Origin of the sequence: Rathayibacter sp. VKM Ac-2879, assembly GCF_015351245.1 — a bacterium.
In the GTDB taxonomy this organism is placed as follows: domain Bacteria; phylum Actinomycetota; class Actinomycetes; order Actinomycetales; family Microbacteriaceae; genus Rathayibacter.
Window position 1 is genome coordinate 358,336 of the sequence record NZ_JADKSO010000002.1, and the last position, 21,762, is coordinate 380,097.

Consider the following 21,762-nt stretch of genomic DNA (forward strand, 5'->3'; position numbering starts at 1 on the left):
AGGCCGCTCACGATCGCGGTCCCTTCTCGGGGGTCGCGCCCTCACCCGGCGCGTCCTTCGCGCGACGCAGAGCGCGGGGGAGGCGGACGGGCTTGCCGCGCTCGGTCGTCACGACCGGCGACGGGGTGGTGCGCGGCGGCTTCGCTCCTCCGACGCTCGTCGCGCCCTCGAAGCCCTGCAGCACGACGGTGGTGAGCGAGGGCAGCTTGACGTCGAGAGCGTCCAGAGCGCGCTTCAGGCGCTGCCGCAACTCCCGCGCGACGTCGTCCTTCGCGGTGGTGCGGGTCTTGACCACGACTCGGATGACGAGAGCGTCGTCGGCGATCGACTCCAGTCCCCAGAGCTCGGGTTTGTCGATGATCCTCGCGCGCCAGCGGCTGCTGGCGGCCAGTTCGTTGGCGGTGGCGAGGACAGTGGACTGCACCTGCTCGAGGTCCGTCTCGTAAGGGACGGCGAGATCGACGATGACGCGGGACCAGCCCTGCGACATATTGCCGACTCGCACGATCTCGCCATTGCGCACGAACCACAGCGTGCCGTTAACATCCCGGATCTGCGTGACCCGGACACCGACCGACTCGACGACTCCGGTGGCCTGCCCGGTGTCGACCACGTCGCCCACGCCGAGTTGGTCTTCGGCGACCATGAACAGCCCGTTGAGGACGTCTTTGACGATGTTCTGGGCGCCGAAACCGAGGCCGGCGCCGAGGGCCGCGGTGAGCAGCGCGAAGGAGCCGATGAGCGTGTTGTCGATCGTGTTCACGACCATCACCACGGCGATGACGATGATCAGGATCGAGCTGATGTTGTTGAGGATCGAGCCCAGGGTGCGCGTGCGCTGCACCACGCGCACGGCGGCGAGGGGGGAGGCGGCGATCGACTGAGTGTCCTCGACGCGCTGGCGTCTCTTGACTCCCGAGACGATCTGGTCGACGACGCGACCCACGACGAAGTGCGCGATCACTCGGGCGATCAGCGCCCCCACGATGATCGACACGACCCAGACGATCCTCCAGAAGGCGTCGGAGTCGAAGAACGACAGAGTGGCGGCGACGGGGTCGGGAGTGGAGGTCTCGAGAAGCAGCATGACCCCTCCAGGCTACGGGACGCCTGCCTGCGAGGCCGATGCGACCTCGCCCTTCGACGGACGGCCGCGTATAGATTCGAGGAGGGCCCGCGTCGGCCCGATCGCTTCAGGGAAGGACGCCCGATGCTCCACTCCACCCGGACCCCCGCCGAGAAGCGCCGAGCGTTCCGTGAGCGTCTGGCCTCGGGCGAGCTGCTCCAGCTGCCGGGCGCGTTCACGCCGCTCTCGGCCCGCCTCATCGAGGCGAAGGGCTTCGACGGGGTCTACGTCTCGGGCGCGGTGCTCTCGGCTGAGCTGGGCCTGCCCGACATCGGCCTGACCACGCTGACCGAAGTCGCCGGCCGCGCGCAGCAGATCGCACGGATGACCGAACTGCCCGTGCTGGTCGACGCCGACACGGGTTTCGGCGAGCCGTTGAACGTGGCCCGCACGGTGCAGACCCTCGAGGACGCGGGAGTCGCTGGCCTGCACATCGAGGACCAGGTGAATCCCAAGCGGTGCGGGCACCTCGACGGCAAGGCCGTGGTCGACGAGGCCACCTCGGTGCGGAGGATCGCGGCGGCCGTCGACGCTCGCCGCGATCCGGACCTCGTGGTCATGGCACGCACCGACATCCGTGCCCTCGACGGCCTGCCTGCCGCGATCGACCGCGCGAAGCTCCTCGTCGATGCGGGCGCCGACGCCATCTTCCCGGAGGCGATGCGCGACCTCCACGAGTTCGAGGCCGTCCGCGCCGCGGTCGAGGTGCCGATCCTGGCCAACATGACCGAGTTCGGGAAGAGCGAGCTGTTCACCGCGCAGCAGCTGGCCGACGCGGGAGTGAACGTCGTGATCCACCCCGTGTCCCTCCTGCGGATCGCGATGGGGGCGGCGATGCGCGCGCTCGACACGCTGAAGGCCGAGGGTTCCCTCCGCAGCGAGGTGCCGGCGATGCAGACGCGCGCAGAGCTCTACGAGCTGCTCGACTACGCCGCCTATAGCCGCTTCGACGAGAACGTCTTCGACTTCTCGCTCGCCGAGCACTACGGCGCCTGAGCCGGGCGGGACGAAACCGCACTGCACGACCCGACGGCGCCATCCGACGCCGTCGCCCTCTCTCGCGAAGGAGCGAAGGATGCGCACCACCGACCAGGACATCCACAAGGGGCTCGTGGGAGTCGTCGTCGACACGACGGCCGTCTCGAAGGTCGACCCCGAGTCGAACTCCCTTCTCTACCGCGGCTACCCGGTGCAGGAGCTCGCCGCACGGTGCTCCTTCGAGGAGGTGACATGGCTCCTCTGGCAGGGCGAGCTGCCGAGTGCCGCGGAGGCCGCGGGCCTCGCCTCGGTCGAGCGAGCGCACCGTGCGCTGCGGCCGGAGGTGCGCGCGGTGATCGACCTGCTGCCCGTCTCGGCGCATCCGATGGACGTCGTGCGTACCGCCGTCAGCGCTCTCGGTGCGCTCGACCCGGAGCCCGACGCCGACGGTCCGGGGGCGATCCTCGAGCGTTCGGTGCTGCTCTGGGCGGCTCTCCCCGCGATCGTCGCCTACGCGCAACGACGCCGCCAGGGTCAGGAGCCGATCGAGCCGCGCGCCGATCTCGACTACCCCGAGAACTTCCTCTGGATGACGCTCGGCGACGTTCCGGCTCCGGTCGTGATCGACGCCTTCCGCGTCTCGCTCATCCTCTACGCCGAGCACTCCTTCAACGCCTCCACCTTCACGGCCCGCGTGGTCACGTCGACGCTCTCGGACGTGTACTCGGCCGTCACGGCCGCGGTCGGCGCGCTCAAGGGTCCTCTGCACGGAGGCGCGAACGAGGCGGTCCTCCACGTGCTCGACGAGATCGGCATCGGTCCCGATGCCCCCGCGCGGGCGGAGGCGTGGCTCGGCACCGCGCTCGGCGAGCGGCGCAAGGTGATGGGCTTCGGGCACCGCGTCTACAAGACGGGCGACTCCCGGGTGCCGACGATGGACGCCTCCCTGCGCCGCCTCGCCGAGCACGAGGGCGCCGACGAGCTGATCGAGCTCTACGACGCGCTGGCCGCGGCGATGAGGGAGCGCACCGGGATACTCCCGAACCTCGACTACCCCTCCGGCCCGGCCTATCGCCTGATGGGCTTCGAGACCGAGATCTTCACGCCGCTGTTCGTTGCGGCCCGTGTCGTCGGCTGGACGGCGCACGTGCTGGAGCAGCGCGCGTCGAACGCCCTCATCCGGCCGTTGTCCGCTTACGTCGGAGCGGAGCGGCGCGAGGTCCCGCAGGACTGAACGACAGGGCCACCCGACCCGGGGATGCCGGTCGGGTGGCCCTGTTCGGAGCGTCAGCCCCGTGCGTCGCGCTCCTGCGCCCTCAGCGCACGCTCGACATCGGCGAGGTTCTCGATCACGAGACGCCGCAGGGCCGGCACCTCCGGGTTGGCGTCGAGCCACTCCCGGGTCGCGTCGACGATCTGCTGCGATGGGGAGGCCGCAGGGTAGAACCCGACGATCACGTATTCCGCGATCTTGTAGCTCTTCGACTCCCACAGTGAGCGGAGCGCTCCGAAGTACACCGGTATCATCGCGTCGAGCAGATGCGGGTCCGCGACGCGACGGAAGCCCAGACCCGTGGAGCGCACGATCGTGTTGGGCGCCGAGTCGTCGCTGGTGACCGACTCCCAGGCCACGCGCTTCGCCTCGACCGTGGGCAGAGCGGCGCGCGCATGCGCCGCCGACTGCTGTCCGGTCGCGGTGTTGTCGGAGGCGAGCATCGCGTCGATCGTGTCGGCGTCGGCCCGCCCGCCGGCGGCGAGCGCGATGAGCAGCTCCCAGCCGAGGTCGGTGTCGATGTCGAGGCCCTCGAGCGTGGCGCTCCCGTCGAGGAGCGCCTGAACAGCGTCGAGCTGCGCCGGCGTCGAGGCGATCGCGGCGAAGAACTTCACGAACTGGAACTGCGCGTCGCTGCCGGCCGCGGCCTGCTGGGCCAGCGACCACAGCTGGTCCCCGGCCTCCTCGACGACCTCGGCACGGTACTCGGGCGCCACGTACTGCGTCGCTGCGGTCACCAACTGGCTGAGCGCGGTGCGCCGAGTGGTCGACTCCGTCTCGGTCGCGATGTTGCCCAGCACCAGGCGCACGAAGTCACGAGGCGCGGACTCGGCGTCGCGGGTCGCATCCCACACCGAGCCCCACACGAGCGAGCGGGCGAGCGGGCTCTCGATGTCGGCGAGGTGCTCGATGGCCACGGCGAGCGACTGCTCGTCGAGGCGGATCTTGGCGTAGGCGAGGTCGTCGTCGTTGAGGAGGAGGAGGGCGGGCCTGGCGCGACCGATCAGCTCGGGCACCTCGGTGCGCACTCCGTCGACGTCGAGCTCCAGCCGGTCGACCCGCACGAGCCGATCGCCGTCGAAGTCGTACAGGCCCACCGCGAGACGGTGCGGGCGGATCGTCGGGTACTCCTCGATGGCGCTCTGCAGGATCGCGAACGACGCGATCGCCCCCGACTCGTCGACCGCGATCTCGGGTCGCAGCGTGTTGACCCCGGCGGTCTCGAGCCACTGTGCCGCCCAGTCACCGAGGTCGCGGCCACTCGTCGCCTCGAGCTCGACGAGCAGGTCGTGCAGCTCCGTGTTCGAGAACGCGTGCTTGACGAAGTACTCGTGCACGCCGGCGAGGAACTCCTTCTCGCCGACCCATGCCACGAGCTGCTTGAGCACCGAGGCGCCCTTGGCATAGGTGATGCCGTCGAAGTTGACCTGGACGTCTTCGAGGTCGTTGATCGTCGCGACGATCGGATGTGTCGAGGGCAGCTGGTCCTGACGGTAGGCCCAGCTCTTCTCCATCGCGGCAAAGGTCGTCCATGCCTCGTTCCACTCGGTCGCCTCGGCGGTGGCGAGGGTGGAGGCGTACTCGGCGAACGACTCGTTCAGCCAGAGGTCGTTCCACCACGTCATCGTCACGAGGTCCCCGAACCACATGTGCGCGAGTTCGTGCAGGATCGTGACGACCCGGCGCTCCTTGACGGCGTCGGCGACCTTCGAACGGAACACGTAGGTCTCGGTGAAGGTGACGGCTCCCGCGTTCTCCATCGCCCCGGCGTTGAACTCGGGGACGAAGAGCTGGTCGTACTTGGCGAACGGGTAGGGGACGCCGAACTTCTCCTCGTAGAAGGCGAAGCCCTGCTTGGTCTTCTCGAAGACGTAGTCGGCGTCGAGGAACGGGGCGAGCGAGGCGCGCGCGAAGACGCCGAGCGGGATGGTGCGGCCGTCGGAGGAGACGAGCGAGTCGGTCTCGACGACGTAGGGGCCCGCGATGAGGGCGGTGATGTAGGAGGAGATGCGCGGGGTGGGATCGAAGCTCCACGTCGCGATCCCGTCCCCCGCGGGCACCGGCGCCGGGGTGGGCTGGTTCGAGACGACCTGCCAGGTGGCGGGCGCTGTGACCGTGAAGCGGAACTCGGCCTTGAGGTCGGGCTGCTCGAACACGGCGAAGACGCGGCGTGAATCCGGGACCTCGAACTGCGTGTAGAGGTAGACCTCGCCGTCGACCGGGTCGACGAAGCGGTGCAGGCCCTCGCCGGTGTTGGTGTACGCGGCGTCGGACACGACCGTCACCTCGTTCTCGACGGCGAGCGAGTCGAGGCGGATGCGGACGCCGTCGGCGACCTCGGCAGGGTCGAGCTCGACGCCGTTCAGGGTCACGGAGTGCACCGTGCGGGTGATCGCGTCGAGGAAGCTCGAGGCGCCGTCGGTGGCCGAGAAGCGCACGGTCGTCGTGCTGAGGAAGGTCTCGGCTCCCCGCGTGAGGTCGAGGGCGATGTCGTAGTCGTGGACCTGGATCAGCGAGGCGCGCTCCTGCGCCTCGCTCCGCGTGAGGTTGTCTCCTGGCACAGGGTGCTCCATCCGTTCGTCTCGGGCGCTGCCGCGGGGCGCCTTGGTGCGGACGCCGCCGATCCACCCTAGAGCCGGGCGCCTTCCGTCGCGGAACCCGCAGCTTGCGGCACGGGAGGCGACGGGCACGAGTGCGCGGCTTCTTCGAGCTGAAGCGGCGTACCGTGGTGGCCATGACCTCCGTCGATTTCTGGTTCGATCCCTCCTGCCCGTGGGCCTGGATGACCTCGCGTTTCGTGGACGAGGTGACGCCGGCCCGCCAGCTCGACGTGCACTGGCATGTGATGAGCCTCGCGGTCCTCAACGAGGACAAGGACGTCGATGACTCTTACCGCGCATTCCTCCCGCGCGCGCTGCGCTACACGCGCCTCGTCACCGCCGTCGCTGAGCGCGAGGGCCGCGAGCGCATCAAACCGTTGTATGACGCGCTCGGCGCGCGGATCCACGTCGGCGGCCGGACCGACGCGGACACGGTCATCGCCGAGTCGCTCGCCGAGCTCGGCCTTCCCGCCGAGCTCGCGGCGTTCGCGGACTCGGGAGAGTACGACGAGCCGATGCGCGCCTCCCACGCCGACGGCATCGGGCGGGTCGGCCAGGATGTGGGCACCCCCGTGATCGCGATCGGCGACGTGGCGTTCTTCGGCCCGGTGATCTCGCCTGCTCCTCGCGGTGAGCAGGCGCTCGCGCTCTGGGACGGCATCGCGATGGCCGCCTCCTACGACGGCTTCTTCGAGCTCAAGCGCTCGCGCACCCGCGATCCGCAGTTCGGCTGACGCGGTACTCTGACTCCCGGCCCGGGCTGCACGGGCCTCAGACGGCACTCCCGGAGGACGAGCGCGTGCGCATCCACATCGCAACGGACCACGCAGGGCTGGATTTCAGCCGGCACCTGATTCAGCACCTCGGTGCGGCGGGCCACGAGGTGGTCGACCACGGCCCCACCTCCTACGACCCGCTCGACGATTACCCCTCGTTCTGCATCAACGCCGCGGTCGCGGTCGTCCGCGACCAAGAGGCAGGCGTGCAGGCGCTCGGCGTGGTGTTCGGAGGCTCGGGCAACGGCGAGCAGATCGCCGCGAACAAGGTGGTCGGCGTGCGCGCGGCGCTGGTCTGGAACCTCAGCACCGCGGTGCTCGCCCGCCAGCACAACGACGCGAACGTGATCTCGATCGGCGCGCGTCAGCACTCGGTCGAGGAGGCGACGAGCTTCATCGACGCTTTCGTCGCCGAGCCGTTCAGCTTCGAGGAGCGTCACGCTCGTCGCATCGCGCAGCTCGCCGAGTACGAGGCGACAGGAGCGATCGCCGGCCGCGTGATCGACTCCGCTCCGATCGGCGACTGAGTGCCGGAGGGGCATTCCGTCCACCGCATCGCGCTCCAGTTCGAGCGCGACGTCGTCGGGCATCGCGTCGAGGTGAGCAGCCCGCAGGGCCGTTTCGCCGAGGGCGCGGCCGTCCTCACCGGGCGCACCGTGGTGGAGTCGATGGCCGTGGGCAAGCACCTCCTGCTGCGTCTCGAGGGCCCGCTCACCCTGCACGTGCACCTCGGGTTGTACGGGGCGTGGGACTTCCTCGGGCACGTCTCGCCGCTCTTCGCCGACGCCGAGGCGGGAAGCAGCATCGGCGCCCCTCGCCGTCGCCGGGCGGTCCGCCTCTCCGAGACCGAGCACGAGACCGACGGCGACCTCGACGAGTTCCCGCCGCCTCCCGTAGGCGCGGTGAGAGTGCGGATCCAGACGGAGGAGACCGTCGCCGATCTGCGGGGTCCGACCGCTTGCGAGGTGATGGACGACGCGCAGGTGCAGACGCTGCTCGCTCGGCTCGGGCCGGATCCTGCGGTCGACGACTCCGATGAGGCGCGCGATCGCTTCGTGGAGCGTCTTCGCAGGACGGCCACACCGGTGGGCCTCGTTCTGATGGACCAGTCGGTGGTGAGCGGCATCGGCAACATCTACCGTGCCGAGCTGCTCTACCGGGCTCGCCTCGATCCGCACACGCCGGGCAGGCAGGTTCCGCTCGAGGTGGCCCGCGCGCTGTGGGCCGACTGGGCGCTGCTGCTCGACGAGGGCATCCGTACCGGGATGATGATCACTCGGCGGGGCCTCACCCCGAGCGAGTATGCGAGCGCGGTCCGCCATCGTGCCGAGCGCAACGACGTGTACAAGCGCGAGGGGCTGCCGTGCCGGGTGTGCGGCACGAACGTCCTCCTCGAGGAGATCGGATCGCGCAAGCTCTACTGGTGTCCGGTGTGCCAGTCGTGACCGCCTCCCGCACCCCTGCCGTCAGGACGACGTCGGCGGGGGACTCGTGAGCGGCGGTCTGCTGCTGCGGGGAGCGCGGCTGCTCGGCGTCGATGCTCCCGTGTCGGTGCTGCTACGCGAGGGCCGCGTCGGCGCGGTCGGTGCGGGAGTCGTCGCGGGCGCCGGAGACGAGGTGCGCGAGCTGGACGGCCGCTGGCTCCTCCCGGGCCTGTGGGACGAGCACGTGCACGTCTCGCAGTGGGCCATGACGGCGCCGCGGCTCGACGTGTCGGGGGCGAGCTCGGCGGGGGAGGTGGTCGCCGCGGTACGCGCTCGGCTCGCGCAGGCGCGCGGTGTCTCCGCGACCCTGGTCGGCTATGGGTTCCGCGACGGCCTCTGGCCGGACGTCCCCACCTCGGCGCTCCTCGATGAGGTCGCGCCCGAGCGCCCTGTGGTCCTCGTCAGCGGCGATCTGCACTGCGCGTGGGTCAACTCCGCCGCCCGTCGGCGCTACGGGCTGCCGGTCGGTGACGACGTGATCCGCGAGGACCCGTGCTTCCAGCTGGTCAGCGCCCTCGGCGCGATCGAGGACGAGGAGCTCGACGCTCTCGTCGAGGAGGCGGCCCTCCGCGCGACGGCGCGAGGAGTCGTGGGGGTCGTCGATCTCGAGATGCGCGAGAACACCGTCGACTGGCGGCGCCGCGTCGCGCGCGGGACGCGGAGCCTCCGCGTCGACACCGGGGTCTACCGCGACCATCTCGACCGTGCCCTCGCCGAGGGCCTGCGCACGGGCGATGAGCTCGCGGGGGGTGAGGGCCTGCTCCGGATGGGGCCGCTCAAGGTGCTGATCGACGGCTCGCTCAACACCCGGACCGCCTATTGCGAGCACCACTATCCCGACGACGACGGTCGCGGCGTCCTGACCGTCGACCCCGAGGAGCTCGACTCCCTCCTCGCGTACGCGGGCGCCGGTGGCATCCGCCCGACCGTTCATGCGATCGGTGATGCCGCGACGACCCTCGCGCTCGACGCACTGGGCCGGATCGGCGGCGGCCGGATCGAGCACGCCCAGCTCGTGAGTCGGGCCGACGTGCCCCGCTTCGCCCGCCTCGGAGTGACCGCGAGCGTCCAGCCGGCCCACGCTCTCGACGATCGGGAGGTGGCGGAGCGCTTCTGGGCGGGGCAGACCGATCGCGCCTTCCCGCTGCGCTCGCTTCTCGACTCGGGGGCGGAGGTCGTGTTCGGCTCCGACGCGCCCGTCGCCCCGCTGGATCCGTGGGTCGCGATCGCGGCGGCCGTCGCTCGCTCGCGACCCGGCGACGAGCCCTGGCATCCCGAGCAGAGGGTGAGCGTCGAGGAGGCGATCATCGCCTCGAACCGCGTGCGTCGCCTCCGCCCCGAGCCCGGTGATGCGGCCGACCTCGTGATCGTCGAGCGCGACCCGCTGACGGCCGACGCGGAGGGGCTCCTGTCGATGCCGGTCACCGCGACCCTCCTGGGCGGTCGCCTCACGTACGGCCGCTGAGACGGCGAAAGGCCCGCCGGATTCGGCGGGCCTTTCACTGCGCGGGGTCGATCTCAGCTCTCGCTGACGTGCGCGAAGAGGAACCAGCGGTCCTTCTCGAGGCCGCGGCCGATCTCGATGGCGACGTCCTGGCTGGAGGCGTCGATCTCGGCGAGCTCGGCGATGGCCAGGTTCACGGTCGCGATGCCGATGTCCATCTGGCGGATGATCTCGACGATCACGTCCTCCGAGCGCCGGAAACCGGGGGTGAGCGGCTCCGAGCGGGTGCCCGAGGCGACCGTCTGGATGCGGGCGTCGACGGGGAGTCCGAGGGCGACGACGCGCTCTGCGGCGAGGTCGGCCCATTCGATCGCGTGGGCGACGACGGAGTCGAGGAGCTCGTGGATGCCGATGAAGTTCGCGCCGCGGACGTGCCAGTGCGCCTGCTTGCCGTTCACGGCGAGAGCGGTCATCTCGACGACGACAGGGCTGAGGAACTGGGCGACTCCGGATGCGACATCCGGGTTCGACGAGGTGAGCGGCGTGACGGATGTGGTGGACATCGTCTGGTCCTTTCGCGTGGGGTGACTGATCGTCAACACTACGCAGATCGCCACACGCCGCAAGCAAGCGCAGGCTCGGCTGAGTCGAGCGAAGGGCAGGCTCACCTCGAAGGGCGACGCGGAGGCGGGGGCATGCCCCCGGGCGCGACCGGTGACCGCGAGGCTAGGCTCGGTCGGGCCTCCGGGACGGGTGAGGCAAGGAGAGGAGGCTCGCATGCCCTCGTCACCGACCGCACTCGGTGAGGCGAGCCGCGCCTACGTCCGGCTGTGGCGCGAGTTGCCTCGAGAAGTCCTCGCACTCGCGCTCTCCGTGCCTGTCGCCCTCGTCGGTGCCCTCATCGTCGGCCTCCTTCTCGGGCTGGCCGTCGCGCTCGTCGGTGTCGTGATCGGGCTGGTCTTCCTGCCGGCCGCCCTCGTCGCGAGTCGCTGGTTCTCGCGGGTGGCCGTCGGTCTCGACCGGCTCGCCGGCCGTCCCGCCATCGCGCGTCCCCGGTGGCGACGACCTCCCGCCTCCGTGGCGCCCGCGGCCTTCGCGCTCTACGGGCCGGTCCTCGATGGTCACTACTGGCTGGCACTGCTCCACACCGTCGTGCTCGCACCGCTGATCGCGGTGGTCTTCGGCATCCTCCTGTGGCTCTGGGGCTGGGCGGGGATCGGCACGGTCGTCTCGGCGGTCGATGGCACCGGAGCGAACTCCGGCCTCGCGTCCTTCCTCACCGCTGCCGCGAGGCTCGTCGTCGACGTGCCCGAGCCGCCTCCCGGTCTCGTCGTCGCGGCGACCATCGCGATGACCGTTCTCTTCGTCGTGACCCTGCCCCTTCTCACGCGCGGGCTCACCCTCGCGCGCTACCTCGTCGACCGTCTCCTGCTCGGTCCGTGGAGCTCGGAGGCGCTCCAGCGCGAGGTGGCCGAGCTCAGTGCCTCCCGCGGCGCTGCAGTCGCGGCGGAGGACCGTGCCCTGCGCCAACTGGAACGCGACATCCACGACGGACCTCAGCAGCGCCTGCTCCGCGTACAGATGGATCTCGGCTCGGCTCGTGCACGCCTGGAACGAGACCCGGCCTCGGCCGCCGTTCTCCTCGAGGAGGCGCGCGATCACGTCCGCGAGGCTCTGGACGAGCTCCGGGCGCTGTCGCGCGGAGTGGCGCCGCCGATCCTCCAGGACCGCGGCTTCGAGGCAGCGCTGCGCTCGCTCGCGGCCCTCAGCGCCACGCCCGTCGAGCTGCTCGTCGAGCATCCGGTCGTGGGAGTTCCGCCCGAGGTCGAGCGCAGCGTCTATTTCGTCGTCGCCGAGCTGCTCGCGAACGCCTCGAAGCACGCCGAGGCGAGGTCCATTTGGGTGCACGTCGACGTCCGTGACGCACCGGCGGGGGAGCGCTGGCTCGACACCTGGGTGATCGACGACGGCGTCGGCGGCGCGGTCGCGCTCGACGGCCACGGGATCGAAGGCGTGAACGGACGCGTCAGCGGACTGCGGGGCGTGTTCACCCTGCAGTCCCCGCCCGGCGGTCCGACGACGGCGGGCGTGCACGTGCCATTCCGACCGCTCGCCGTATCCTGAGCGGGTGTCGTCCGACTCCCCGATCCGCATCGCCATCGCCGAGGACTCGGTGCTCCTGCGCGAGGGCCTGGTCCGTCTCTTCGAGGACGCGGGCTTCGTCCCGGTCGGCGTGCACGGCGATGCCGAGACGCTGCTCGCCGACCTCGCCCGCGATCCCGGCGCGGTCGACGTCGCGGTCCTCGACGTGCGAATGCCCCCGACCTTCCGCGACGAGGGCGTCCGCGCGGCACTCGAGATCCGTCGCAGGTATCCCGGAGTGGCGGTTCTCCTGCTCAGCCAGTACGTCGAGGTCACCTACGCGCAGGAGCTGCTGGGCTCGGGGGAGGGACGGCTCGGCTATCTGCTGAAGGACCGGGTGGCTTCGGTCGAGGAGCTGCGGGACGCGGTCGAGCGGGTCGCTGCGGGCGGAACAGTCCTCGACCCGCAGGTGGTCGCCTCCCTTCTGCAGCGCCACCGCGACCCGCTGGCCGCGCTCACGCCGCGCGAGCGCGAAGTGCTGGAGGCGATGGCGCAGGGACGGACGAACGCGGGCATCGCCACGGCTCTCTTCATCGGCGTCGGCGCCGTGGAGAAGAACGTGACGTCGATCTTCCAGAAGCTCGGGCTCGAGGACTCGGGCTCCGACCACCGGCGCGTGCTCGCCGTGCTGACCTGGCTGCGCGCCGGCCGCTGACTCCCGGCCGGCAGCCCGAGCACCTCACCCCACCGAGAGGACCAGCGACATGACATCGACCCCCGCGGGAGCCCGCATCCTTGTTCTTTCCGGCGGCCGGACGCCCATCCTCGCCGACTCCGCGTGGGTGGCTCCGGGGGCCACGCTCGTCGGCGCGGTCGAGCTCGGCGATCGTGCGAGCGTGTGGTACGGCGCGGTGCTACGCGCCGAACGCGCCCGCATCGTCGTCGGTGCGGCAAGCAACCTGCAGGACGGCGTGGTGGTGCACGTCGACGCGGGCTTCGACGCGACGATCGGGGCCGGCGTCTCGGTCGGGCACAACGCCGTGCTGCACGGCTGCACGATCGAGGACGGGGCGCTCGTCGGCATGAACTCGACGGTGCTGAACGGAGCCGTCGTGGGCGCAGGCTCCCTCGTCGCGGCCGGGGCTGTGGTGCTGGAGGGGACCGTCGTCCCGCCCGGCTCGCTGGTCGCCGGTGTCCCGGCCACGGTGCGTCGCGCGCTCACGGAGGAGGAGCGCGCCGGCATCGCTCGCAACGCCGCCTCGTATCTCGCGCACACGGACGACCACCGTGACGCCCACGCGCCGGGCTGAGGAGCGCGAAGGTCTCTGGACAGAAAAGCCGGAGACGAAGCCCAGACGAGAAAAGCCCCGGTCGAGGGGCTTGTCATCGGAGTGGAGGGGATGACGGGAATCGAACCCGCGTGATCAGTTTGGAAGACTGAGGCTCTACCATTGAGCTACATCCCCGCGGCCTGTCGTGCGGCAGGCACCAGGACAGCGTAGTACACGCCCGCGGCCTCTCGTGACCGCCGCTTCCGGGAGCGTCTTCTCTCCGTGGGCATCGCGCGAGACCTGCTCCGCCGTTCGGTCCTCGTCCGGCGCGATGATCCGAAGGCGCATGCTCGGGTGGAGTACACTTGCGAAGGCCATTTCGGCGTGCCGCGAAAGAGGGCAGGCGGGGAGGGCTCGACGAGAGTCTTTCGCCGTGCGGTCCCCGGTCCGCGCATCCGGGGCGTAGCTCAGCTTGGCTAGAGCGCCCGCTTTGGGAGCGGGAGGTCGCAGGTTCGAATCCTGTCGCCCCGACCACGAGAACTCATCGTGACGACCTCGACCCGTGACGACCGGTCACACGGCGCCGACACCAACCAGCACAGGAGATCCCCTCACGTGAAGACCACGGTAGAAAAGCTGAGCCCGACCCGCGTGAAGCTCGCGATTTCGGTCACCCCGGACGAGCTCGGCCCCAGCATCACGCACGCGTACGGCCACATCGCCGAGCAGATCAACGTCCCCGGTTTCCGCAAGGGCAAGGTCCCGCCGGCGATCGTCGACCAGCGTGTGGGCAAGGCCGCCGTGCTCGAGCACGCCGTCAACGAGGGGCTCGACGGGTTCTACCGCGAGGCCGTCCGCGAAAGCGACGTGCGTCCGTTGGGTCGTCCCCAGGCCGATATCGTCTCGTGGCCCAGCGACAAAGACTTCAGCGGCGACCTCGAGCTGGCCATCGAAGTCGACGTCCGTCCCGAGATCACCGTTCCCGACTACTCCGGCATCGCCCTCACCGTCGACGCCGCCGCGGTCGCCGACGCCGATGTCGACGCCGAGCTCGACAAGCTCCGTAGCCGCTTCGGCACGCTCGTCACGGTCGACCGGCCCGCCACGACCGGCGACTTCGCGCAGATCGACCTCGTTGCGACGATCGACGGGGTCGAGGTCGACACGGCCAACGCGATCTCGTACGAGATCGGCTCCGGCGAGCTGATCGAGGGCATCGACGAGGCGCTCGACTCGCTCACCGCGGGCGAGAGCACGACCTTCACCGCCCCCCTGCTCGGAGGAGACCACGCCGGCGAGCAGGCCGAGATCGCCGTGACCGTCACCGCCGTCAAGGAGCGCGAGCTTCCCGACGCCGACGACGACTTCGCCCAGATCGCGAGCGAGTTCGACACCATCGCCGAGCTGCGCGCGTCGCTCGCCGAGCAGGCCGCCCAGCAGAAGACTTTCGGCCAGGGAGGCCAGGCGCGCGAGAAGCTCGTCGAGGCCCTGCTGGAGCTCGTCGAGATCCCCGTGCCCGCCTCCCTCGTCGAGGACGAGGTGCAGCGCCACCTCGAAGGGGAGAGCCGACTCGAGGACGACGAGCACCGCGCCGAGGTCACCGAGGCGAGCGAGAAGACCTTCAAGACCCAGATCCTCCTCGACTACATCGTCGAGCAGGAGAAGATCCAGGTCAGCCAGGACGAGCTCACGCAGTACCTCATCCAGGGTGCCGCGCAGTACGGCATGGAGCCGAACGAGTTCATCAAGATCCTCTCCGAGAACAACCAGATTGGCCAGATGGTCGGCGAGGTCGCCCGCAACAAGGCGCTCGCGATCGTCCTGGGCAAGGCAACGGTGACCGACACCGACGGCAACGCCGTCGACCTGTCCGATTTCACCGCGTTGGCCGACGACGAGCCCGAGTTTGCCGACGACGCTCAGGCCGCGGCCGAGGCGCCCGCCGAGGAGGAGGCCGCGCCCGCTCCTCGGAAGAAGCGCGCGCCGGCCAAGAAGAAGGACGCGGCCGAGGCCCCCGCCTCCGCCGAGTAGCCCCACCGGTCGGCTTGAGCCGACCGCCGACGAGCGAGAGCCGTCCCCGATCCGTCGGGGGCGGCTCTCGCTCGTCGTAGCGCCCGGTCCGCCGCGGGCGAACAGCGGCGGCTCCCGCTCCGCCCCCGGCGAACACGGCAGGGTCGGCCGAGTGCCGTCCGATAGATTCGCCTCCGAAGCGACAACTGAAACGGAGCAATACATGGCCGACATGGTTATGCCCAACAGTGTTTTCGACCGCCTGCTCAAGGACCGGATCATCTGGCTCGGTTCGGAGGTGCGCGACGAGAACGCGAACGAGATCGCCGCGAAGCTCCTGCTCCTCGCGGCCGAGGACGCCGAGCGGGACATCTACTTGTACATCAACTCGCCCGGCGGTTCGATCACGGCGGGCATGGCGATCTACGACACGATGCAGTTCGTGCCGAACGACATCGTCACCGTCGGCATCGGCATGGCGGCATCGATGGGCCAGCTCCTGCTGACCGCCGGCACGCAGGGCAAGCGCTACATCACCCCGAACGCGCGAGTGCTGCTCCACCAGCCGCACGGCGGCTTCGGAGGCACGGCGTCCGACATCCAGACCCAGGCGCAGCTCATCCTCGACATGAAGAAGCGCCTCGCCGAGATCACCGCGAAGGCGACAGGCAAGACCGTCGAGCAGGTCAACGAGGACGGCGACCGCGATCGCTGGTTCAGCGCCGAAGAGGCACTCGCCTACGGCTTCGTCGACCACATCCGCTCCTCCGCGAGCGACGTGGCCGGCGGTGGCGGCACCGCCTCCGACGACTAGCCCACCAGACGCGCCGAGAGATCAGGAACAGACAATGACCACACCCACCTTCGGCGGAACGGCCTTCGGCTCGCAGGCCGCGCCGTCCTCGCGCTACATCCTCCCGACGTTCGAGGAGCGCACGGCCTACGGCTACAAGCGTCAGGACCCCTACGCGAAGCTCTTCGAGGACCGCATCATCTTCCTCGGCGTCCAGGTCGACGACGCGTCGGCCGACGACATCATGGCCCAGCTGCTCGTGCTCGAGAGCCAAGACCCGGACCGTGACATCGTCATGTACATCAACTCGCCAGGCGGCTCCTTCACCGCGATGACGGCGATCTACGACACGATGCAGTACATCCGTCCGCACATCCAGACGGTCGTGCTCGGCCAGGCAGCCTCCGCCGCGGCCGTGCTGACCGCGGCGGGCACGCCGGGCAAGCGGCTCGCTCTGCCCAACGCGCGCATCCTCATCCACCAGCCCGCCGTGCAGCAGGGCGGGGGACAGGCCTCGGACATCGAGATCCAGGCCGCCGAGATCATGCGTATGCGGGAGTGGCTCGAGGCGACGCTGTCGCACCACTCGAACCGATCGCCCGAGCAGGTCAAGAAGGACATCGACCGCGACAAGATCCTCGGCGCGAGCGATGCCCTCGAGTACGGCCTGATCGACCAGGTGCTCACGAGCCGCAAGGGCGTCCCGGCGCTCACGGTCTGAGCGCTCACGGTCTGAGCGCCCACCACCTGAGCGGAAGAGGGCCGGGAGTCGGAGCGATCCGGATCCCGGCCCCTTGTCGTCCGCCCTGTTTCGCCGCGCGTCGCGAAGGCGGCCGAATACGGCCCGCCTGCCGAGCCTCCCGCAGACAGCGGCTAGGCTCGGACAAGAGATCGGGCGTCCCACCGACCGCCCGCCTCCCCCCGGGGTCCACGGACACCGGCGCACGACCCGACCTCAGCACGACAGACGCACGACAAGGAAGTGGGGCATCCCCGTGGCACGTATTGGCGAAAGCGCCGACCTGCTGAAGTGCTCCTTCTGCGGCAAGAGCCAGAAGCAGGTCCAGCAGCTCATCGCAGGACCGGGCGTCTACATCTGCGACGAGTGCGTCGAACTCTGCAACGAGATCATCGAAGAGCGCCTCTCCGAGTCGAGCGAGGAGACGAGCCACGAGTTCGATCTCCCCAAGCCCAAAGAGATCTACGGCTTCCTCGAGGAGTACGTGATCGGGCAGGAGCAGGCCAAACGCGCTCTCGCGGTGGCGGTCTACAACCACTACAAGCGCGTGCGGGCCCGCACCACCATCACGGCCGCGGATGCGATCCACGACGAGGTCGAGATCGCCAAGAGCAACATCCTCCTGATCGGCCCGACCGGCTGCGGCAAGACGTACCTGGCGCAGACACTCGCGAAGCGCCTCAACGTGCCGTTCGCGGTGGCGGACGCGACCGCCCTCACGGAGGCGGGCTATGTCGGCGAGGACGTCGAGAACATCCTCCTCAAGCTGATCCAGGCGGCCGACTACGACGTCAAACGCGCCGAGACGGGCATCATCTACATCGACGAGGTCGACAAGATCGCTCGCAAGGCCGAGAACCCTTCGATCACGCGCGATGTCTCGGGCGAGGGCGTCCAGCAGGCGCTGCTCAAGATCCTCGAGGGCACGGTCGCCTCGGTCCCGCCGCAGGGTGGGCGCAAGCATCCGCACCAGGAGTTCATCCAGATCGACACGACGAACGTCCTCTTCATCGTCGCGGGAGCCTTCGCCGGACTCGAGGACATCATCTCCTCACGGGCGGGCAAACGCGGCATCGGCTTCGGTGCCCCGCTGCACAACAAGCACGACGAGATCAACATCTTCAGCGAGGTCCTTCCCGAGGATCTGCACAAGTTCGGGCTCATTCCGGAGTTCATCGGCCGCCTCCCGGTCGTGACGACCGTCACGCAGCTCGACCAGCACGCGCTCATGCAGATCCTCACGGAGCCGCGCAACGCGCTCGTCAAGCAGTACCAGCGCATGTTCGAGATCGATGGGGTCGAGCTCGAGTTCGACCGTGGCGCCCTGGAGGCGATCGCCGATCTGGCGGTGCTGCGCCAGACCGGTGCCCGTGGCCTGCGCGCGATCCTCGAGGAGGTCCTCGGGCCGATCATGTTCGAGGTCCCCTCCTCGGACGAGGTCGCGCGTGTCGTCGTCACTCGCGCGGCCGTGCTCGACAATGCCGCGCCGACGATCGTGCCGCACGCTCCGCGTCGACAGGAGAAGAGCGCCTGACCCTGCTCGGTCGGCGAGTCTCACCGCCAGTTCGCTCCGATTGGCCCCGCCGATCGCGGGGCCGGACGTCGGGTCGGTCTCTACTCTGGCGATGCGCGCCTCCGGTGTGCCCGCCGGCCTGAGCCTGCGGTCGACGCTCCGGGAGGTTCGCCATGGTCCAGCCGCTGCTCGCCGGGATCGTCGCCGCCCTCACCGGCTTCTCGAGCTCGTTCGCCATCGTCCTGGCCGGAGTCGTCGCCGTGGGCGCGACCGATGCTCAGGCCGCGTCGGGACTCCTCGCAGTCTGCGTGCTGCAGGGCGTGCTGTGCATCGCGCTGAGCATCCGCTACCGCGTGCCGATGACCTTCGCGTGGAGCACGCCGGGTGCCGCGCTGCTCGCCGCGACCGCGACCCTCCCCGGCGGCTTCGATCGCGCCGTCGGCGCGTTCCTGGTCGCCTCCGTGCTGCTCGTGCTCACCGGACTCTGGCCTGCGCTGGGGAGGCTCGTCGCCCGCATCCCGCGCCCGATCGCCAACGCGATGCTCGCCGGCATCCTGTTCCCGCTCGTGCTGGCGCCCGTGCACGCTGCGGTCGAGATCCCCGCGCTGGCGCTCCCGGTCATCGTGCTCTGGCTCCTCCTCGTGCGACTCGCGCCTCGCTGGGCGGTACCGGCCGCGATCGCGCTGGCGATCGTCCTCCTCCTCGTCACGGACGGCGGCGCTCTCCGGGGCGCGTCGCTCGTGCCGGCTCCGCAGTTCGTGGCTCCCGTGTTCGAGATCGGCGCGATGGTCGGAATCGGCCTGCCGCTGTACGTCGTGACGATGGCGGGGCAGAACATCCCCGGCATCGCCGTGCTCTCGAGCTTCGGCTTCGATGCGCATTCGCGTCCGGGCATCGTCTCGACCGGGGTGCTCTCTGGCATCTCGGCTCTCTTCGGGGGAGTCCCGATCAACTTCGCGGCGCTGAGCGCCGCTCTGACCGCCGGGCCGGAGGCGTCGCCGCAGCCGGAGCGACGCTGGATCGCCTCGGTCTCGGCGGGTGCCTCCTATCTGGTGCTCGGGGTCGTCGCCGGCGCGGCCTCGGCTCTGGTGTCCTCGGCGAGCCCGCTGCTGATCGAGGCGGTCGCCGGGCTCGCGCTGCTGGGGGTCTTCGTCTCGGCGGTGCAGGCGTCGGTCGAGGACGCGACCCTGCGGCTGCCCGCCGTCTCGACCCTGCTCGTCACCGCCTCCGGGTCGGCGATCGCAGGGATCGGCTCGGCGTTCTGGGGGCTCGTGGTCGGCCTGATCGTGCTCGCGTGGCTCGTCCCCCGCGCCTCCGCTCAGGCCAGTCCACGTCGGCGCAGAAGCGGTTCGGTGCGGGCGTCGCGCCCGCGGAACGCGCGATAAGCCTCCAGGGGGTCGCGCGAGCCTCCGAGCTGGAGGAACCCGCGGCGGAACCGCTCGCCCGCGGCACGATCCAGACCGCCGTTCTCGTCGAACCATTCGACGGTGTCGGCGTCGAGGATCTCGCTCCAGATGTAGGAGTAGTAGCCCGCCGAGTAGCCGCCGGAGAACACGTGGGCAAAGTAGCTGCTGCGGTAGCGCGGAGGAGCGGACGGGAACAGCAGGCCCACCTCCTCGAGCACCCGTCGCTCGAACTCGGCGACGTCGACCGGCTCGACGGGCGCGTGCAGCGAGTGCCAGCCGAGGTCGAGCAGGGCGGAGGCGAGGTATTCGGTCGTCGCGAAGCCCTCGCCCCACAGAGCTGCCGCTTTCAGGCGCTCGACCGTGCCCGCGGGCAGGGCCTCGCCGGTCTCGACGTGGCGGGCATACGCCTCGAGCAGCTCGGGCCGACGTGCCCACATCTCGTTGACCTGGCTCGGGAACTCGACGACATCGCGGAACACCGCCGTGCCTCCGAAACGCGGGTACCGCGTGCTCGCGAAGAGCCCGTGCAGGGCGTGCCCGAACTCGTGGAACAGGGTCTCGACCTCGTCGAGGCTCAGAAGCGTGGGATCGCCGGGGCCCGGCGCCGCGAGGTTCAGGGTGTTCACGACGACGGCGGAGGTGCCGAGCAGGGACGTCCGCGTCGCGAGAGAGGTCATCCAGGCCCCTCCGCGCTTGGAGTCGCGGGTGAAGGGATCGAAGAGGAACAGGCCCAGCGCCGTGCCGTCCTCCTCGAACACCTCGAAGACGCGCACAGGAGCGCTCTGCCCGACGAGGTCGCGCCTTTCCTCGAACCGGACGCCGTAGAGACCGGTCGCCGCCGCGAAGACGCCGTCCTGCACGACACGCTCCAGCTCGAAGTACGGCCGCAGCACGCTGGAGTCGACGGCGAAGGAGGTGGCGCGCACCCGCTCCTCGTAGTAAGCCCGGTCCCACGCTTCGAGCGCGAAACGAGGGAGACCTGCGGTGTCCTGTTCGGCGTCGGCGACGTCCTGCATCCGATCGAGCTCGAGCCGTCGATTGCGCGCGGCCGGGGCTGCCAGCTCGTGCAGGAGCTCGAGGACGCGCTCGGGGGAGCCCGCGGTCTGCCCCGAGATGACGAACTCGGCGTGCGAGGAGTAGCCGAGCAGCCGTGCGCGCTCGGCTCGCGCCGCGACGATCTCGTGCAGCACGGCGGTCGTGTCATGCGGCCCGCCCTCGCCGCCGCGACCGACGGAGGCGCGTAGCACCCGCTCTCGCACCTCGCGGCGCCGCAGTCGCGCGAGCCACGGATGCCCCGAGTACAGGGGCAGGGTCACCAGCCAGCCGCGCTCTCCGCGCTCGGCCGCTGCCCTCGCCGCAGCAGAGATCTCGGATGCGTCGAGGCCCTCCAGCTCGGCCACGTCGGTGAGGAGGACGGCGCGGTCGTTGGTGTCGGCGAGCAGCTCCTTCTCGAACAGGGTGGTGAGGCTCGACAGCCGTTCGTTGAGCTCGCGCAGGCGGGCCTTGCCTGCCTCGTCGAGCAGGGCGCCCGCCCGCTCGAACCCGGCGATCCTCCGCTCGAGGAGGTAGGCGGTCTCATCGTCGAGGTCGAGCTCCGGAGCCTGCTCGGCGAGGGCCCGGAGGCGTGCAAAGAGGCGTGGGTCGAGCGTGATCGTGTCGTCGTGCGCCGACAGCAGCGGCGCCAGCTCGACCTGCAGCGCATCGGTCAGCGGCGTGCGGTCGGAGGCGCTCACCGTGAAGAAGACGGCGCTCACGCGGCGCAGGGCGCGCCCCGCGCGTTCGAGCGCAACGAGAGTGTTCTCGATGGTGGGCCGCTCGGTGGAGCCGGCGATCGCCTCGATCTCAGCCCGGTGCCTCCGCAGCGCCTCGAGGAACGCGGGGCGATACGCCTCGGGGTCGACGGCGGCGAAGTCGGGGAGGCCGTGGGGGAGCACGCTGTGCTCGAGCAGGACGGCGACGGAATCGGTGGCGCTCACTCCGCGAGCTTAGGGCGCTTGGCGATCATCCCCAGTCATCGTCGTCCTCGTCGGCGTCGTGCGGCTGTGTGATGTACGCGGCGTCCTCGTCGGGGCGGTATGTGATCGTGGTCCCGTCGTCGAGCTCGACCACCGGCCTCCCCTCCAGCCACGTCAGCTGCCAGCGCCACTCGGCGGTCGCCGTGCCGGCGAGATCGTCCTCGACGGCGCGCACCGCGGTGACGACGAGCTCCGGCAGGGTCTGCGGAGGTGTGCCGCCGACGGTCCATCGGGTTCCGAGCTGCATCCGTG

The 21,762-nt window shown here is 70.2% G+C and carries 19 protein-coding genes and 2 tRNA genes; 15 read left to right on the top strand and 6 right to left on the bottom strand.

Translation table 11 applies throughout. From position 1 onward, the window contains the following. Positions 1-7: 7 nt before the first annotated feature. On the bottom strand, positions 8-1,087 hold the full coding sequence (locus ITJ45_RS06710; protein ID WP_194608357.1) for a mechanosensitive ion channel family protein: 1,080 nt from the start codon (positions 1,085-1,087) through the stop codon (positions 8-10). A 123-nt stretch (positions 1,088-1,210) separates the two neighbouring features. On the opposite strand from ITJ45_RS06710, the gene prpB reads away from it, so the two are divergent. Together prpB and ITJ45_RS06720 are read left to right on the top strand one after the other, a co-directional pair. Next, positions 1,211-2,122, top strand: a complete 912-nt coding sequence (gene prpB / locus ITJ45_RS06715) for a methylisocitrate lyase (RefSeq protein ID WP_194608355.1) — start codon at positions 1,211-1,213, stop codon at positions 2,120-2,122. 79 nt (positions 2,123-2,201) lie between these two features. After that, complete coding sequence (locus ITJ45_RS06720; RefSeq protein ID WP_194608352.1) at positions 2,202-3,338, top strand: bifunctional 2-methylcitrate synthase/citrate synthase; 1,137 nt, start codon at positions 2,202-2,204, stop codon at positions 3,336-3,338. A gap of 53 nt (positions 3,339-3,391) precedes the next feature. Here the strand turns inward: ITJ45_RS06720 and pepN are convergent, their stop codons facing one another. Next, positions 3,392-5,938, bottom strand: a complete 2,547-nt coding sequence (gene pepN / locus ITJ45_RS06725; protein ID WP_194608350.1) for an aminopeptidase N — start codon at positions 5,936-5,938, stop codon at positions 3,392-3,394. Positions 5,939-6,111: 173 nt separating this feature from the next. Between pepN and ITJ45_RS06730 the strand changes: the two genes are divergently transcribed. The 4 genes from ITJ45_RS06730 to ITJ45_RS06745 all read left to right on the top strand — a co-directional run bounded on the left by ITJ45_RS06730 (position 6,112) and on the right by ITJ45_RS06745 (position 9,702). After that, on the top strand, positions 6,112-6,711 hold the full coding sequence (locus ITJ45_RS06730; protein WP_194608348.1) for a DsbA family protein: 600 nt from the start codon (positions 6,112-6,114) through the stop codon (positions 6,709-6,711). 65 nt (positions 6,712-6,776) lie between these two features. Then, positions 6,777-7,280 (top strand): ribose-5-phosphate isomerase, encoded by a 504-nt coding sequence (locus ITJ45_RS06735; RefSeq protein WP_194608339.1) that lies wholly within the window; start codon positions 6,777-6,779, stop codon positions 7,278-7,280. Then, a complete protein-coding gene (locus tag ITJ45_RS06740) occupies positions 7,281-8,198 on the top strand; it encodes an Fpg/Nei family DNA glycosylase (protein ID WP_194608337.1) in 918 nt (305 codons plus the stop codon). 46 nt (positions 8,199-8,244) lie between these two features. Further along, on the top strand, positions 8,245-9,702 hold the full coding sequence (locus ITJ45_RS06745) for an amidohydrolase (RefSeq protein WP_194608335.1): 1,458 nt from the start codon (positions 8,245-8,247) through the stop codon (positions 9,700-9,702). A gap of 53 nt (positions 9,703-9,755) precedes the next feature. On the opposite strand, the gene ITJ45_RS06750 is transcribed toward ITJ45_RS06745, so the two are convergent. Continuing rightward, complete coding sequence (locus tag ITJ45_RS06750) at positions 9,756-10,244, bottom strand: Dps family protein (RefSeq protein ID WP_194608333.1); 489 nt, start codon at positions 10,242-10,244, stop codon at positions 9,756-9,758. A 214-nt stretch (positions 10,245-10,458) separates the two neighbouring features. On the opposite strand from ITJ45_RS06750, the gene ITJ45_RS06755 reads away from it, so the two are divergent. Genes ITJ45_RS06755 through ITJ45_RS06765 form a run of 3 tightly spaced genes read left to right on the top strand, consistent with a single transcriptional unit; the run spans position 10,459 to position 13,073 of the window. Beyond that, on the top strand, positions 10,459-11,805 hold the full coding sequence (locus tag ITJ45_RS06755; RefSeq protein ID WP_194608331.1) for a sensor histidine kinase: 1,347 nt from the start codon (positions 10,459-10,461) through the stop codon (positions 11,803-11,805). A 4-nt stretch (positions 11,806-11,809) separates the two neighbouring features. Continuing rightward, on the top strand, positions 11,810-12,478 hold the full coding sequence (locus ITJ45_RS06760) for a response regulator (RefSeq protein WP_194608329.1): 669 nt from the start codon (positions 11,810-11,812) through the stop codon (positions 12,476-12,478). 49 nt (positions 12,479-12,527) lie between these two features. Further along, positions 12,528-13,073 carry a gamma carbonic anhydrase family protein gene (locus tag ITJ45_RS06765; protein ID WP_194608327.1) on the top strand — a complete coding sequence of 182 codons (546 nt, stop codon included), beginning with the start codon at positions 12,528-12,530 and terminating at the stop codon, positions 13,071-13,073. Between the two features lie 82 nt (positions 13,074-13,155). Here ITJ45_RS06765 and ITJ45_RS06770 read toward each other — a convergent pair. Next, positions 13,156-13,229, bottom strand: a tRNA-Gly gene (locus ITJ45_RS06770). Between the two features lie 261 nt (positions 13,230-13,490). Here ITJ45_RS06770 and ITJ45_RS06775 point away from each other — a divergent pair. The 6 genes from ITJ45_RS06775 to ITJ45_RS06800 all read left to right on the top strand — a co-directional run bounded on the left by ITJ45_RS06775 (position 13,491) and on the right by ITJ45_RS06800 (position 19,474). Next, positions 13,491-13,568 (top strand) — tRNA-Pro (locus ITJ45_RS06775). Between the two features lie 81 nt (positions 13,569-13,649). Continuing rightward, entirely contained in the window at positions 13,650-15,065 is a 1,416-nt protein-coding gene (tig, locus tag ITJ45_RS06780) for a trigger factor (protein WP_194609067.1), read from the top strand. A 202-nt stretch (positions 15,066-15,267) separates the two neighbouring features. Then, positions 15,268-15,858: an ATP-dependent Clp protease proteolytic subunit gene (locus ITJ45_RS06785; protein ID WP_194608325.1), complete on the top strand. Its 591-nt coding sequence runs from the start codon at positions 15,268-15,270 to the stop codon at positions 15,856-15,858. A gap of 34 nt (positions 15,859-15,892) precedes the next feature. Continuing rightward, positions 15,893-16,558 carry an ATP-dependent Clp protease proteolytic subunit gene (locus tag ITJ45_RS06790; RefSeq protein WP_194608324.1) on the top strand — a complete coding sequence of 222 codons (666 nt, stop codon included), beginning with the start codon at positions 15,893-15,895 and terminating at the stop codon, positions 16,556-16,558. A gap of 274 nt (positions 16,559-16,832) precedes the next feature. Further along, positions 16,833-18,110 carry an ATP-dependent Clp protease ATP-binding subunit ClpX gene (gene clpX / locus ITJ45_RS06795; RefSeq protein ID WP_194608322.1) on the top strand — a complete coding sequence of 426 codons (1,278 nt, stop codon included), beginning with the start codon at positions 16,833-16,835 and terminating at the stop codon, positions 18,108-18,110. 152 nt (positions 18,111-18,262) lie between these two features. Continuing rightward, positions 18,263-19,474: a benzoate/H(+) symporter BenE family transporter gene (locus ITJ45_RS06800; protein ID WP_194608320.1), complete on the top strand. Its 1,212-nt coding sequence runs from the start codon at positions 18,263-18,265 to the stop codon at positions 19,472-19,474. Here ITJ45_RS06800 and ITJ45_RS06805 read toward each other — a convergent pair. Both ITJ45_RS06805 and ITJ45_RS06810 read right to left on the bottom strand, forming a co-directional pair. Then, entirely contained in the window at positions 19,408-21,471 is a 2,064-nt protein-coding gene (locus tag ITJ45_RS06805) for a M3 family metallopeptidase (RefSeq protein ID WP_194608318.1), read from the bottom strand. The genes ITJ45_RS06800 and ITJ45_RS06805 overlap by 67 nt on opposite strands. A 25-nt stretch (positions 21,472-21,496) precedes the next feature. After that, on the bottom strand, positions 21,497-21,757 hold the full coding sequence (locus tag ITJ45_RS06810; protein ID WP_194608316.1) for a hypothetical protein: 261 nt from the start codon (positions 21,755-21,757) through the stop codon (positions 21,497-21,499). Positions 21,758-21,762: the final 5 nt, after the last annotated feature.